Source organism: Providencia sp. PROV048, from assembly GCF_033688165.1.
GTDB lineage: Bacteria > Pseudomonadota > Gammaproteobacteria > Enterobacterales > Enterobacteriaceae > Providencia > Providencia hangzhouensis.
On record NZ_CP096360.1, the window covers coordinates 3,531,771 to 3,546,634 of the forward strand.

At 42.5% G+C, this 14,864-nt stretch carries 14 protein-coding genes; 3 read left to right on the top strand and 11 right to left on the bottom strand.

Annotated features, from left to right (window positions below; translation table 11 throughout):
* Nucleotides 1–205: 205 nt before the first annotated feature.
* The 3 genes from M1F26_RS15720 to hutU are packed head-to-tail and all read right to left on the bottom strand — an operon-like array spanning nucleotide 206 to nucleotide 4,251.
* A complete protein-coding gene (locus M1F26_RS15720; protein WP_140171465.1) occupies nucleotides 206–1,345 on the bottom strand; it encodes an acyl-CoA dehydrogenase family protein in 1,140 nt (379 codons plus the stop codon).
* Entirely contained in the window at nucleotides 1,342–2,526 is a 1,185-nt protein-coding gene (locus M1F26_RS15725; protein WP_318837589.1) for a CoA transferase, read from the bottom strand. Before M1F26_RS15725 ends, M1F26_RS15720 begins: the two co-directional genes overlap by 4 nt.
* A 57-nt stretch (nucleotides 2,527–2,583) precedes the next feature.
* Complete coding sequence (gene hutU / locus M1F26_RS15730) at nucleotides 2,584–4,251, bottom strand: urocanate hydratase (RefSeq protein WP_140171463.1); 1,668 nt, start codon at nucleotides 4,249–4,251, stop codon at nucleotides 2,584–2,586.
* Nucleotides 4,252–4,808: 557 nt separating this feature from the next.
* Here hutU and M1F26_RS15735 point away from each other — a divergent pair.
* Entirely contained in the window at nucleotides 4,809–5,702 is an 894-nt protein-coding gene (locus tag M1F26_RS15735) for a hypothetical protein (RefSeq protein ID WP_140171461.1), read from the top strand.
* Nucleotides 5,703–5,927: 225 nt separating this feature from the next.
* On the opposite strand, the gene livF is transcribed toward M1F26_RS15735, so the two are convergent.
* The 5 genes from livF to M1F26_RS15760 all read right to left on the bottom strand — a co-directional run bounded on the left by livF (nucleotide 5,928) and on the right by M1F26_RS15760 (nucleotide 10,811).
* Complete coding sequence (livF, locus tag M1F26_RS15740; protein ID WP_004258508.1) at nucleotides 5,928–6,629, bottom strand: high-affinity branched-chain amino acid ABC transporter ATP-binding protein LivF; 702 nt, start codon at nucleotides 6,627–6,629, stop codon at nucleotides 5,928–5,930.
* Nucleotides 6,629–7,408 carry a high-affinity branched-chain amino acid ABC transporter ATP-binding protein LivG gene (gene livG, locus M1F26_RS15745; RefSeq protein WP_004258513.1) on the bottom strand — a complete coding sequence of 260 codons (780 nt, stop codon included), beginning with the start codon at nucleotides 7,406–7,408 and terminating at the stop codon, nucleotides 6,629–6,631. The genes livF and livG overlap by 1 nt, the downstream gene beginning before the upstream one ends.
* On the bottom strand, nucleotides 7,405–8,676 hold the full coding sequence (locus M1F26_RS15750; RefSeq protein WP_140171459.1) for a high-affinity branched-chain amino acid ABC transporter permease LivM: 1,272 nt from the start codon (nucleotides 8,674–8,676) through the stop codon (nucleotides 7,405–7,407). Before M1F26_RS15750 ends, livG begins: the two co-directional genes overlap by 4 nt.
* On the bottom strand, nucleotides 8,673–9,599 hold the full coding sequence (gene livH / locus M1F26_RS15755) for a high-affinity branched-chain amino acid ABC transporter permease LivH (protein WP_004258523.1): 927 nt from the start codon (nucleotides 9,597–9,599) through the stop codon (nucleotides 8,673–8,675). Before livH ends, M1F26_RS15750 begins: the two co-directional genes overlap by 4 nt.
* Before the next feature lie 102 nt (nucleotides 9,600–9,701).
* Nucleotides 9,702–10,811, bottom strand: a complete 1,110-nt coding sequence (locus tag M1F26_RS15760; protein WP_140171457.1) for a branched-chain amino acid ABC transporter substrate-binding protein — start codon at nucleotides 10,809–10,811, stop codon at nucleotides 9,702–9,704.
* Between the two features lie 379 nt (nucleotides 10,812–11,190).
* Between M1F26_RS15760 and panM the strand changes: the two genes are divergently transcribed.
* Together panM and M1F26_RS15770 are read left to right on the top strand one after the other, a co-directional pair.
* On the top strand, nucleotides 11,191–11,604 hold the full coding sequence (panM, locus tag M1F26_RS15765) for an aspartate 1-decarboxylase autocleavage activator PanM (protein WP_200129284.1): 414 nt from the start codon (nucleotides 11,191–11,193) through the stop codon (nucleotides 11,602–11,604).
* Entirely contained in the window at nucleotides 11,591–11,977 is a 387-nt protein-coding gene (locus M1F26_RS15770; protein ID WP_140171453.1) for a VOC family protein, read from the top strand. Before panM ends, M1F26_RS15770 begins: the two co-directional genes overlap by 14 nt.
* 109 nt (nucleotides 11,978–12,086) lie before the next feature.
* Here the strand turns inward: M1F26_RS15770 and rpoH are convergent, their stop codons facing one another.
* From rpoH to ftsE, 3 genes are all read right to left on the bottom strand, one after another.
* On the bottom strand, nucleotides 12,087–12,965 hold the full coding sequence (rpoH, locus tag M1F26_RS15775) for an RNA polymerase sigma factor RpoH (protein ID WP_004258535.1): 879 nt from the start codon (nucleotides 12,963–12,965) through the stop codon (nucleotides 12,087–12,089).
* A gap of 257 nt (nucleotides 12,966–13,222) precedes the next feature.
* On the bottom strand, nucleotides 13,223–14,200 hold the full coding sequence (gene ftsX, locus M1F26_RS15780; protein ID WP_004258540.1) for a permease-like cell division protein FtsX: 978 nt from the start codon (nucleotides 14,198–14,200) through the stop codon (nucleotides 13,223–13,225).
* Nucleotides 14,193–14,858, bottom strand: a complete 666-nt coding sequence (ftsE, locus tag M1F26_RS15785; RefSeq protein ID WP_004258545.1) for a cell division ATP-binding protein FtsE — start codon at nucleotides 14,856–14,858, stop codon at nucleotides 14,193–14,195. The genes ftsX and ftsE overlap by 8 nt, the downstream gene beginning before the upstream one ends.
* Between the last annotated feature and the right edge of the window lie 6 nt (nucleotides 14,859–14,864).

The window sequence follows — 14,864 nt, forward strand, 5'->3', positions numbered from 1 at the left end:
ACAGTTGTAAGGTACAGTTATTAAGCATTACGCTGGGTGATGTTTTATCTGTTATTCACCCTGAATAACTAATTGAAATACATTCTTAAACCTGATTGTTGTTGTGTTTTTAATTCCATGATCCTGTTGTCAGGTAGTGCTTCCTGTGGTGCTCTATAAACGAGTAAACGCCTGTCCCGCTTACTCATTTAATACTTAAAATTAATTAGTGGGCTTCTAAAACAGCACGTGAAATAATAATTTTTTGTATTTCTGATGTCCCTTCAAAAATCCGTAAAATCCGTGCGTCACGCACATAACGTTCAAGAGGGAGGTCACGAATATAGCCGTAGCCGCCATGAAGCTGTAAAGCTGCATCCGTTACAAAACCCGCACACTCAGCAGCAAACAATTTCGCCGTAGCGGATTGCAAACTAAAACGCTCCCCTGAATCACGTAATTCCGCAGCTTGCCAGGTCAACATACGAGCCGCCTCCAATTGCGTGTGCATATCCGCAATACGCCATTGAGTTCCTTGGTATGCAGCTAAGGGTTTTTTACCAATTTGGCGTTCTTTTACCCAGCCTAAAGCACTTTCCATCGCGGCTCGAGCAATACCTAGTGACGTTGCAGCCACTTCAACACGCCCTTTATCTAAAACTTCCATGGCGGTGTGGAACCCTTTATTTTCCTCTCCCAGTAATGCAGATTCAGGTAGCCAACAATTCAATGCTAATTCATAAATGGTGCTACCCCGTAACCCCATGGTTTTTTCAGGTTGAGAAAATGCCACACCTTCAGTGCCTTTAGGGATCATAAATGCACTGATGCCACGGGCTCCCGCTTCAACATCGGTTTTAGCATATAACACAATAAAATCAGCCTCTTTGGCGTTTGTGATATAGTGTTTATTTCCTCGAATACGCCATCCGCCATTTTCACGTACAGCCACAGTACGCATATCCGCAGGGTTAGAGCCCGCAGCCGGCTCAGTTAAGCCGAATGCACCTAATAATTCCCCAGCAGCGGCTTTTGGTAACCAATGATTTTTTTGCTCTTCTGTCCCACCAATTAAAATTGAATCTGTCGCCAAAAAATGCGCCGTTAGAGCCGATGACGTCGATGCACAAGCTGCTGCAACCGCTTCCACGACCTTGCTCATCGCCACACTGCCAATACCAAAACCGCCATACTGTTCAGGTAAATTAATTCCCCAACAGCCTATTTCCCCTAACGCTTGTAAACTTTCAGCACAAAAGGTTTCGGTTTCATCGTATCTTTGTGCATTCGGCTGTAAAATGTCATGGCAAACTTTTTCTACCGCATCTACAACCGCTTGTTCCGTTTCATTAATATCAAAACTCATTGCATCGTCTCCGCATTTTTAATTGTTGTTTTCGCTGGTTTATAAACTAAGTTTGCCTCACCTAATTTCGGGGCACGGCGGGTCGAATGAGGTTTCTTTCCATTAAAAAAAACCGGTTGAGAAACCAATGGTGTTCCTCCATCATTCAGGTACGTCAGTACTTGCCTCACTTCGGCGTGTTCGCTTTGTGTCGCTTGGTGTAAATTATGAATGGGTGAAGCAGGAACGCCCGCGTTTAATAATATGTCACATACCTCTTCAACCGTTTTTTGGCGTGTCCAACTTTCGATTTCTTTTCTAAGTTCAACTTGGTACTGCGTTCGGCTTGGGTCATCACCGTAGCGCGGGTCGTGGCATAACTGCGGTTTTTCCATACATTCGCAAAAGCGTTGAAATAGCTTTTCACTCGCAATCGCGATAACGACTAAACCGTCTTTTGCTTGATAGGTATCAAATGGCGTGGATACTGGGTGGCGGTTCCCCACTAAGCTCGGGGCCTTATCATTTGCAAATAAGTTTGAAAGCCCAGTTAACTGCATGCTCAATAAGACATCTACCATCGCCACATCAATATACTGTGCTGCTTCGTCATGACGCTCTCTCGCAAATAGCGCACTGCTTATCGCCCATGACGCAAACATCCCTGCACACACATCGCCAATTGACTCACCGCTACGTGTTGGCCCTGTTTCTGGGAAACCCGTGACACTCATTAGGCCTGACATCGCTTGTGCCACAATGTCATAAGCCGGGTAACTGGCAAGTGGGCTGTTTTGCCCAAAACCTGAAATACTGGCGTAGATTAATTTAGGGTTGTGCTGCTTTAAGCTATCAAAATCGATGCCAAGTCGTTGAGTCACACCAGGGCGAAAGTTTTCAACCACCACATCACTTTCTTTGACTAATTGAAATAAAATCGCTCGGTCTTCATCCGCTTTAAGGTCTAATTCAATACTGCGTTTACCTCGGTTAATCAAACCATAGTAAACACTTTCACCATCAATAAATGGCCCTAAATGGCGGCTGTCATCACCGTGGTTGGGCACTTCAATTTTGATCACTTCAGCACCAAGATCGGCCATCATACCGGTGCAATAAGGACCTGCTAACACACGGCTTAAGTCGATCACTTTGATCCCCGCCAGTGGCCCTTGTCTTTTCTGAGTTAACACAGCATTCATACTGAATTCCTTATATTCCAGAAAGTTGCCGACCGATTAAGCAGCCGGCAAAGGACATTACTTCACCATCGGCAAGTTCAAGCCTTGCTCTTTCGCACAGTTAATGGCGATGTCATAACCTGCATCTGCATGGCGCATAACGCCCGTTGCAGGGTCATTATGTAAAACGCGCGCTAAACGTTTATCAGCAGCGTCCGTTCCATCACATACAATGACGACGCCTGAATGCTGTGAGAAGCCCATGCCAACACCACCACCATGATGTAAACTGACCCATGTTGCCCCACCTGCGGTATTTAACAGTGCGTTCAATAAAGGCCAGTCTGATACGGCATCAGAGCCATCTTTCATGGATTCCGTTTCACGGTGTGGACTCGCAACAGAGCCTGAATCTAAGTGATCACGACCGATGACAATAGGGCCTTTTAACTCACCACTTTTCACCATTTCGTTGAAAGCACGCCCTAATCTTTCTCTGTCTTTTAAACCAACCCAACAAATACGTGCAGGAAGCCCTTGGAATGCGATACGCTCACGTGCCATATCGAGCCAATTATGTAAGTGCTTGTCATCTGGTAATAATTCTTTTACTTTTTGGTCTGTTTTATAGATATCTTCTGGGTCACCTGACAACGCAACCCAACGGAATGGGCCAATACCTTCACAAAATAGCGGGCGAATATAAGCAGGAACAAAGCCTGGAAAATCAAAGGCATTACTAATTCCTTCATCTTTTGCCATTTGGCGAATATTATTGCCGTAGTCAAAAGCCGCTGAGCCACGCTTTTGCATCGTTAACATCGCATCCACTTGGACTGCCATGCTTTTTTTCGCTGCTTTGGTCACTTCAGCAGGGGCAGTTTGTTGTTTTTCACGCCATTGGTCGAGTGTCCAACCCTGTGGTAAGTAGCCGTGTACAGGGTCATGGGCGCTAGTTTGGTCAGTGACGGAATCAGGAGTGATATTGCGTTTCACCAATTCACTGTAAACATCAGCCGCATTACCTAATAGCCCAACAGAAACGGGTTGGCCATTGGCTTTGGCATCGTCGATATATTGCAATGCTTCATCAAGAGAAGTCGCTTTTTTGTCTACATAACGGGTTCTTAGACGAAAATCGATACGGCTTTCATCGCACTCGACCGCTATCATGCTAAAACCTGCCATGGTTGCTGCTAATGGCTGTGCTCCTCCCATTCCTCCAAGGCCACCGGTTAAGATCCAGCGCCCTGCGGCGTTGCCATTAAAGTGCTGTTTAGCAAGCGAAACAAAGGTTTCATAGGTGCCTTGAACGATCCCTTGAGAACCAATATAGATCCAAGAGCCGGCCGTCATTTGGCCATACATCATTAGGCCTTTGCGATCTAACTCATTAAAGTGATCCCAATTCGCCCAGTGAGGAACAATATTTGAGTTTGCGATCAACACGCGTGGGGCATCTGGATGGGTAGGGAACACACCAACAGGTTTACCTGATTGCACGAGTAATGTTTGGTCATCTTCCAATGTGGTCAGCACATCTAAAATTTTGTCATAACATTCCCAATCACGTGCTGCACGGCCGATACCGCCATAGACCACCAAGCTTTGAGGGTGCTCAGCAACATCTGGGTCTAAATTATTTTGGATCATGCGGTATACCGCTTCTGTCAGCCAGCTTTTACAGGTTTTCTCACTGCCACGTGGTGCGCGGATCACTCGAGTTGAGTCAGTACGGTTTAACATGGTTGTATCCCCTATCATCCATTTTTAACTAACATTAAATTAACAATTTTATTTATAATAATCTGCGAGATACCCAGTTAGTGGTGATGCACGTGCGTCTTCAAACTAATTAATTGATTATAAATCAACAGATTATTTTTCTATCAACTTGCTCGATACTATCTATTCATTGAGAGCGTTTATCGATGATTTAAATATATATACATTTACTTCACAAAGTATATACATTTAAATTTGAATTTTTATACAAAGTGTGGAGAAGGAAGAGGTCGGATAGTTATACAACAACGAGTAGATCTCTGTTTCTAGAGAAAAAGTTGTATATACATTTAAATTTAATTGTAGAAACAAGCAAATAGCTGAAATGGGAGGTACTTCACATTCCGTAAGGATAGAAAAATTAACGGTTAAAATGACGAAACCTTATCATCTTAAGATGATCGCCTGCCATCTCATCACATTGTACTTCTGAATAGGTAATATCTATTTATGCAATAATTTACCCCCTCCGTGAGATAGCCTATCCTAAAATTAAATATACCGCTAAGCGAGCCTTCATGACGAAAATTAATAAAAACGTACCCTATTCCACCGAAAATCTGCCCACTATTGATAGTAAAACATCAAATCAAAATTCATTCATCCACTTTACCAGTCGGATTAATAATGTATTAGAATCATTTTGGCATTTATTCAAATCTTCAGTGAAAAATAAAAAACGGGGATTGAATATAGAAAATAACATTGCATTTATTGAAAAATATTTCAGTATTAGTAATAAATATAAAAAAGAAATCATTCATGATGAAATATCAACTTCTATTATATTGAGAAAAAAAATAGAACGATTCAAACCTAACAAGGATGATTGTTGCACATCTACCCACCTCGGCCATTTTCATGAATGTGAAGGATTTACATTTGATAGGGACCTATCTGATAAATTCAACAAAGATTTCAATAGAATGAATGTTTACTTACATACGCCATATCGACAAGAAAATTCAGTTAAAATTAAAGATGCAAGAGTTCTCAGCGCAAAATTCGGATTAAAAAACGCACAGTTAATATCGCAGATTGCGCATCAAGGCTTTCTTGCAAATCCTGCATTTTTTTTACATCAAATAAATAAGAACGAACATTACAATATAGGAAGAAAAGCGATTCAAAAGTCTAAAGATGATAATTCAACTGAGGATATGAGAACCACATTTATTATTAAAGAAACAAAAAATGGCGATTGCATTATTGCAGCAAGTAAAAACTTTGAATATATAAATACAAGTGACGACTTTGGTAGTGCATTACCGGGATTGTCAATATCAATCGAAAGGAAAACATATCTGACTAAAAGCAATGAAGGTATTCTTAAATTAAAAAATCACAGCGGCATTTCTAAACTCATTAATGATAATAAAGATGAACTTAAAATTACAATCAAAAAAACATGAGAAAACTAATAAAAAACAATTCGAACTGTAGCGGTGTTAGTCTTGATGGACAACACCGCCACCACTCTGATGGTCATAATTGAATAACTTAGCCAGTTTCTAACTTACTGTCATTTCTAGCTTACTGCCATTTTCTAAATCATTCCCGCTGTGGCTAGAGGATATCTCAGACCCGAGTAGCTGAATGAAGCCAACAACGCCACAGCGTGAAGGATGACGAAAATTTTAGCCTCCGAGATACGCGCTTCTAACCGCCTCATTGGCTAAAAGTGCTTTTCCGCTGTCTTCCAACACAATATGCCCATTTTCCAACACATAACCACGGTCTGCGAGCTTCAACGCTTGGTTGGCGTTTTGTTCGACAAGGAAAATCGTCATTCCTTCTTCACGTAGTTGTTGGATTGTATCGAAAATTTGCATAATGATAATGGGGGCAAGGCCTAAGGATGGCTCATCAAGCAACAACAACTCTGGCTGGCTCATTAAAGCACGGCCTATCGCTAGCATTTGTTGCTCACCACCTGACATCGTTCCTGAACGTTGACTTCGGCGCTCATACAGCCTTGGAAATAGCTTATAAACCCGCTCAATACGTTCTTGGTACTGCTGGCGATCAGCAAAAAAACCCCCCATTGCGAGGTTTTCTTCCACAGTCATACGAGAAAATACACGCCGCCCTTCTGGTACTAGAGCAATGTCTTCACGCATAATTTTCGAAGTGGGCAATTGAGTGATATCCACGCCTCGGTAAATGACTTGGCCTTCCGATGCTCGTGGATCGCCACAAAGGGTACTGAGCAACGTTGTTTTCCCAGCGCCATTTGCTCCGATTAAGGTCACAATTTCACCTTTTTGGATATTCAAGCTAATCTCATGTAACGCTTGAATTTTTCCATAATGGGTAGAAACTTTTTTAAACTCTAGCATCAGTAAGCTTCCCCCAAATAGGCTTTTATCACATCTGGATGTTGGCGAATCTCACTCGGTGTGCCATTCGCCAATGGCGTTCCTTGATTCACGACATAAATACGATCTGAAATTCCCATGACTAATTTCATATCATGTTCAATTAATAGAATTGAAACATTATGATGAGTACGCAACTCAGCAATTAAGTCATCCAAATCATTGGTTTCTTTAGGGTTAAGACCTGCCGCAGGTTCATCCAGCATTAAAATTTCAGGGCGAGTGACCATACAGCGAGCAATTTCTAACCGACGCTGCTGACCATAGGCTAAATTACCCGCTTGGCGATTTGCAAAGGGGAGTAAATCAACACGCTCAAGCCATTTTACCGCATTATCAAGCGCTTCAGACTCTGCTCGACGAAATGCAGGGGTTTTCAATAACCCAGAAAAAATGCCACTTTTTAAATGTTGATGCTGCGCCACAAGTAAATTTTCAATTACCGTCATTTCTTTAAACAACCGCACATGCTGAAATGTTCGGATGACACCAAGGCGTGCAATCGCCTGCCCGGTCAGTCCCTCAAGATGTTTTTCTCGATATAAAATCGTGCCACTGGTCGGCTTATAAAAACCGGTTAAACAGTTAAAAATGGTGGTTTTACCCGCCCCATTTGGGCCAATCAGTGAGACAATTTCCCCTTGATTAATAGTTAACTCAACATTATTGACGGCAAGTAACCCACCAAAACGCATTGTTAAGCCATTCACTTGTAACAAAGGCGTGGTTATATGGCTCATACGCCCTCCCCTTCAGGGACTTTTTTCACCTGCATTTGACGGCGTTTCATCGGTAATAGGCCTTGTGGTCGCCAGATCATCATCAGCACCATTAGCGCCCCTAATAGCAGCATGCTGTATTGGTTAAGGTCACGCATCATTTCCCGTGATACAACTAAGATAATTGCGGCTAAAATAACGGAGGTTTGTGAACCCATTCCTCCTAAAACGACGATGGCTAACACAAATGCCGATTCCACAAAGGTAAAAGACTCTGGACTGATAAAACCTTGTCGTGCGGCAAATAACGTCCCTGCAAATCCTGCAAAGGCTGCACTGATAGTAAATGCGGTTAATTTTATTCGAGTTGGACTTAACCCTAATGAGCGGCAGGCAATTTCATCTTCGCGTAATGCTTCCCACGCACGACCTAATGGCATACGCAGTAACCGATTGATAACAAATAAGGTTAAAACCACTAATAGTAAAGCGACAAAATACAGGAAGATAATTCGGTCACCTGGGCTGTAATCTAAGCCGAAAAAGTTATGGAAGGTGTCCCAACCCTCTTTCGCGGTACGGCTAAATTCCAAGCCAAAAAACGTCGGTTTCGGTAATTGGCTGATCCCATTTGGCCCACCCGTGATTTCGGTATTATTCAGTAATAAAATACGAACAATCTCCCCAAAGCCAAGCGTCACTATGGCAAGATAGTCACCACGTAACCTTAGCACAGGGAACCCTAGTAAAAAGCCCGCTAACGCAGCGGTTAAACCTGCAATCGGTAAACTTTCCCAGAACCCAAAACCATAATAATGATTTAATAAACCAAAAGTATAAGCTCCGATGGCATAAAAACCGGCGTATCCAAGAACCAGTAATCCTGATAACCCGACAACCACATTTAGCCCTAAGCCTAGCATCACATAAATTAATGTTAGGGTGGCAATATCCACACTTCCGCGAGAAACAATAAACGGCCAAATAATTGCAGCAATAATAATTATAACCGCAAGAATTTTTTGCTTGGTTGTCGAACCATCAAAATCAGGAATAGCCCACGCCTTCTTAGGAACTCCTTGCCAAACTTTACTGAGCGTCGGGCGAACTAATTGGTAAACAAAGATCACCACAATGCCAGCAATGATCCAGTTCCAGCGCACAGAATCCCCAATCGTCACGATCAGTTTTGTGCCATCGAGCGCAAGTTGCAAACCCATCATAAACAGCGCCAGCACGAAGAAAGTCGAGGAAGCAACAACGGCATTAATCCAATTTTCTTTTCTCATACTTTTTCGACCTCCGGGCGTCCCAGAATGCCGGTTGGCATGATCAATAACACACCAATCAATAAACCAAATGATACAACATCTTTATATTCTGTACTTAAATATGCAGAGGTCATTGCTTCTGCAACGCCTAAGATTAACCCGCCTAACATAGCACCCGGAATACTCCCAATTCCCCCTAGCACTGCCGCGGTAAATGCTTTCATTCCTGCCATAAAGCCAATATATGGGTTAATCACACCATAAAATTGCCCCAGCAGTACACCAGCTACAGCAGCCATTGCCGCACCGATAACGAAGGTCAATGAAATAACTCGATCGGTATTAATACCTAATAAGCTGGCCATTTTAAGATCTTCCGCACAGGCTCGGCAGGCTCTTCCCATCTTTGAATAGCGAATAAATAGCGTCAAAGCTAACATCGCAAGCACGGTAACCACCCAGATGGTCAATTGCATCTTAGTCACCGTGGCTTCAAAACCATCGCTTTCACCTAGAACCCATTGCCCTGTGATCAAACTGGGTAGAGCTAAATCACGTGAACCTTGTGACAGGCTGACGTAGTTTTGTAGGAAAATAGACATCCCGATCGCAGAGATCAACGCAATCAAACGCTTAGAATGTCGAACTGGCCGATAAGCAACGCGTTCAATACTCCAACCATAGGCGCTAGAGACCACGATTGCCGCAATGAAGGCCGCAGCAACCAAGATCCAGCCGATATCGATCCCAAGCATCATTAAGCCTGCGATCACAATAAAAGAGACATAGCTACCTATCATGTACACTTCGCCGTGGGCAAAGTTAATCATCCCAATGATGCCATATACCATCGTATAGCCGATAGCTATCAATGCATAGGTACTGCCAAGGGTTAAACCATTCAGAAGTTGCTGAATAAAATAGAGAATTTGATCTGACATAAGACTATCCTTTCGAACTACTTGTCCTATATAGAGAGCAGAAGCCGGAAGCAAGTTACTCACTTCCGGTTCTTATTCACTATGCTGGAACACTGCTGAGTACTATTTTACAGAGGTGGATGTCCCATCTTTGTGCCACTCAAATACACCGAATTCAAACCCTTTCAGGTCACCGTTTGGCTGCCAGCTTAATGTTCCCATGACCGTTTCGACCGGGTTTGCTTTCAAGTCTTTCACTAAATCTTCAGGCTCGATGCTGCCAGTACGCTCCATTGCCGTCGTTAAACCTTGGATAGCAGCATAAGTTGTCCAAACAAATGGCCCTGTTGGGTCTTCTTTCTTCGCTTTGATGGCATCAACAATCGGTTGGTTAGTCGCGACTTGGTCATAGCGTTTTGGTAAAGTTACCAGCATGCCTTCCGAAGCATCACCTGCAATATTCGATAATGAAGAGTTACCGACGCCTTCAGGCCCCATAAAGCGAATATTCAAGCCAGCTTGTTTAGCTTGGCGTAAGATTTGCCCCATTTCTGGGTAATATCCCCCAAAGTAAACAAAATCCACATTCTCTTTTTTCAATTTTGCGACTAAAGCAGAGAAGTCTTTGTCACCCGCTGTTACCCCTTCAAACATCACTTCTTTAACGCCGGCTTTATTGAGGCTTTCACGTACAGAGCGTGCTAAACCTTCCCCATATTGTTGTTTGTCGTGAACAACAGCAATACGGGTTGGTTTGATATCTTCCATAATAAATTTAGCGGCTGTTGGTCCTTGGTCTGAATCCAAACCTGTTGTACGCAACACCATCTGGTAACCACGCGTGGTTAAATCCGCATTGGTTGCTGCCGGGGTGATCATAATGACGCCTTCATCTTCATAAATATCGGATGCAGGCTGTGTTGAAGAGGAACATAAATGCCCAATAACATGGCGGATACCATCGTTAATGACTTTGTTTGCTACCGCAACCGCTTGTTTTGGGTCGCAAGCATCATCATATTCGACTGCCACTAATGTGTTTCCATTAATGCCACCTTTAGCATTAATATCTGCAATCGCTTGGCGCGCACCTGTAAATTCCATATCACCATATTGAGCCACAGGCCCCGACATCGCGCCAACAACCGCTATTTTAATTTCCTTTGCCCATCCCGCTGAACTGAATGCCATCGTAATACAGCCCGCTAATAATGCTTTATTCATATTCTTCATTTTATCGTCCCCGTCTTCATGGTTCTGAGTGTTTGTGTTTGATTTGTAGTAGATTATTATGGTTGACAGGTACAATGCCTGATATTTCAAAATACAGCGAATAAGGCTATATATTTCATAACATTAAACAAGATAATTATGCTAAATAGCAAATGGATATGGCAGGTTTTTACATTAGAAGCAGAATAAAAAACTGATGTGTTAAAGTAGGTTTTTTGTAAATACTAGTGTTATATTCGGGTTAAATTTAAATTAATCCGAGTGAAATTCGGAAAATTCAGTATCACCAAATTTTTCTCTCTAAAATCAAAAAATCGGTTGTAGATCACTCTGGCAGGATGAGTGACTGCAACTCTTACAGGGAAACAAACAAAATATCATGAGACTCACTATTATCCCGCTGGTCAATCCTACTGAGCAACAATATCTGGACTTACATAAAATCTGGCCTGACCAGAGCCCTTTTGAGCTAGCCAAAATGTGCAAAGCAGGTGACTTATTCTATGCCGCCCGTTTTAATGAACGCCTTCTTGGCGCAGCAAAAATTACGGTGGATCATAACACTGCCACTTTGCAGGATTTTTGCGTGCGAGAGGTCACTCGCCGACGCGGTGTTGGCTCATATTTATTAGAAGAAATTTGCCAAGCTATTCCTGACATTACACTATGGAAATTTGACATTAGTGGGATTGCCCTGCAAGAAAAAGAAGCAATGCAGCTCTTCTTGTCAGCAAATGGCTTTAATGCCACCGCACAACCTGATATATGGGAAAAACAGCATGAAGTTAAATAAAATTCACCATATTGCTATTATCGCATCCAATTTTGACGTCAGTAAGGATTTTTATTGCCGTATTTTGGGCTTAAATTTACTTGAAGAACATTACCGTCCAGCAAATAATTCGTGGAAAGCAGACTTAGCTTTTGGTGAGCATTACCAAATTGAGTTATTCAGTTTTATTAATCCTCCAGCGAGACTAAGTTACCCCGAAGCCACAGGGCTACGTCATTTAGCCTTCGGTGTCGATGATTTAGATAAATGGGTCGCTTATTTAACTGAACAAGGTGTGGCTTGTGAAGCAATACGGGTTGACCCCTACACGCAAAAGCGTTTTACATTTTTCACAGATCCAGATGGCTTACCACTAGAGTTATACAGTGATTAATTGAACAATCAAAAATGTAAAAATAGAAATGATTATCTGCATTTATCCACCTCTTAACAGGCAATAAATGCAGATAATTTTAGTGAGCAACGAATTGGCCAGTAATAAATTACATTTCGCTATCTTCGTCTTCTTCCATCGCCAAACGTAACTTCTTCATGGCGTTCTTTTCAAGCTGACGAACGCGTTCTGCAGAAACGCCGTATTTATCAGCAAGTTCTTGCAACGTTGTTTTGTTGTCATCGTCTAACCAACGAGCTCGGATGATATCCTGACTACGCTCGTCCAAAGAGTCTAGTGCATCTGCTAAGCGATCAGTTGCATGGCTTTCCCAATTATCATCTTCAATTGAGCCGGCAAAGTCTGATGCTTTGTCTTGTAAGTATAAGACTGGGGCTACTGGACCACCAAAATCACTGCTGTCATCGTCATCTGACATATCAAATGCCATATCTTGTGCAGCCATACGTGATTCCATTTCACGCACATCTTTAGTACTCACCCCTAACTCTTGGGCAACCATATCGACTTCGTCCTGGTTAAACCAACCAAGACGTTTTTTATTCTTTCTTAAATTAAAGAATAACTTACGCTGCGATTTTGTCGTCGCGACTTTCACAATACGCCAGTTACGTAAAACGTATTCATGAATTTCAGCTTTGATCCAGTGAACCGCAAAGGAAACAAGGCGAACGCCAACTTCAGGATTGAAACGACGCACCGCTTTCATCAGGCCGATATTACCTTCCTGAATTAAATCAGCTTGCGGTAAACCATACCCTGCATAACTACGAGCAACATGAATAACAAAGCGCAAATGCGATAAGATCAATTGCTTTGCAGCATCCAGATCACCATGGTAATGCAGCCGTTCAGCGAGTTCCTTTTCTTCCTCAGCGGTAAGCATCGGGTAAGAGTTAGCCGCCCGAACGTAGGCTTCAATACTCCCCTGTGGAACAAGAGCTAATGATTGCATGTCTTTGGTCATTCAGATCCTCAATAAAATAATAGAAAACAGATTAGTTTGTATTGATAACCGCATTGGTTAACCATGAGGCAAACACTTTTAGTCTACCAGTTTAACCGCGTTAAATAAATTATATACAAAATTTGTTAACAGTAGGTCAATGTAGGACAAAACAATTCAGACTAAGTTCATTTTTAACGCAAATTTGCAATGGAATCAAAGAGTCATGATATAATTAAATCATGACTCTTTAATAAAAATGACGAGAAAACAACTCGTTACTCAGGTGTAAAGTGTCGTAAATGTTGAAGTGTTGCCAACCATGCTGCTATCCAACCAACCATAGCGGATAACAATAGAATCAATAAAGACTCTTCCCATAACAACCCTTCAATCTGAAATTGTGTACCAAACACACTGGCTACTTTTGCAACACCGTCTGCTAACTGCCAAACAAGTAGAAAGGTCATAATCAAGGAAATAATGGCACCTAATGCGCCCAAGACAAGGCCACCATTTAAAAATGGCCTCATGATAAACCCATCGGTAGCACCAATTAACTTCATCACATTGATTGTATCACGGCGAGCAAAAATATTGAGCCGTACGCTATTTCCTATCACAAGGAACAGTGACACAATCATTAAAATCCCAATGACAGAAGCAACTTTCCCCACCAAACCTGTTAGTGCGGCTAACCTTGCAAACCAGCTATCATCCATGCGAACTTCTTCAATGCCATCGACTTGGCTAACCCTATCACGCAGTGTTGTTAATACATCAGAACCTTCAAAATCAATTTTAGGCGTAATTATGGCCACCGCAGGCAGTGGGTTCTCCTCTAGCATGTCGAGAGCAGTACTAAAACCAGACCAACTGCGAAACTCACTCATGGCTTGGTCACGTGAAAGATAATTCACATGGTCAACCCCATCAAGCGCTTGCAACTGCGTTACCACATTTTGCCCACCTTGTTCATCAAGAGATTTATCCAAATAAACAGTGAGTTGTGGTGTTGGGTACCATTGCTCCGCAGCTTGCGAAACATTTTTCCACACAATATAGCAAAGACTCGGTAACGTGAGTGAAATGGCAATAACCATGATAGTCAAAAAGGTGGCTAAAGGCTGTCTAAGCATATCAGCGAGCGCGTTCAACCACGAATAACGCCACTGCTCTTTCCAACCGCCTTTTAATGCTTTACTTTTCGATTGCTTGGCTCGTTCCGGCTTGCTTTTACGGACATTCTTAGCCATGTTGACCTCCAAGCATACGGCCTTCACTTAATGTAAGAACACGGTAGTTACGACGCTCAATCAATGCAATATCATGGGTTGCCATTAAAACAGTCACCCCTACACGGTTGAACTCTTCGAATAAACGCATTATCCCTTCTGACAATTCACCATCAAGGTTACCTGTTGGTTCATCCGCTAATAACATCGTTGGCTTATTCACCACCGCTCGGGCAATACCGACACGCTGTTGCTCCCCACCAGATAACTGAATAGGAAAGTTTTTAGCTTTGTCCAATAACCCGACTTTATCTAATGCCGCAGAAACTCGGCGACGAATGTCTTCGGTACTGGCACCAGAAATGATTAGCGGCATTGCGACATTATCATATACCGTTCGATCAAAAAGCAGGTGGTGATCCTGAAAAATCATCCCGATCTGCCGACGCAGAAACGGGATCTCTCGATTTTTCAAGCGGCTGATATCATGACCATTGAATAAAATATGACCCGCACTTGGGCGTTCAATACCACAAATCAGTTTAAGTAATGTACTTTTACCTGCGCCTGAATGGCCTGTTAGAAATGCCATTTCTCCAGGTTGAAGATGAAAATCAACCCCTTGGAGTGCTTGGCGGCCACCGCGATAAGCTTTACTAACGTGTTCAAAGCGAATCATCGAAAA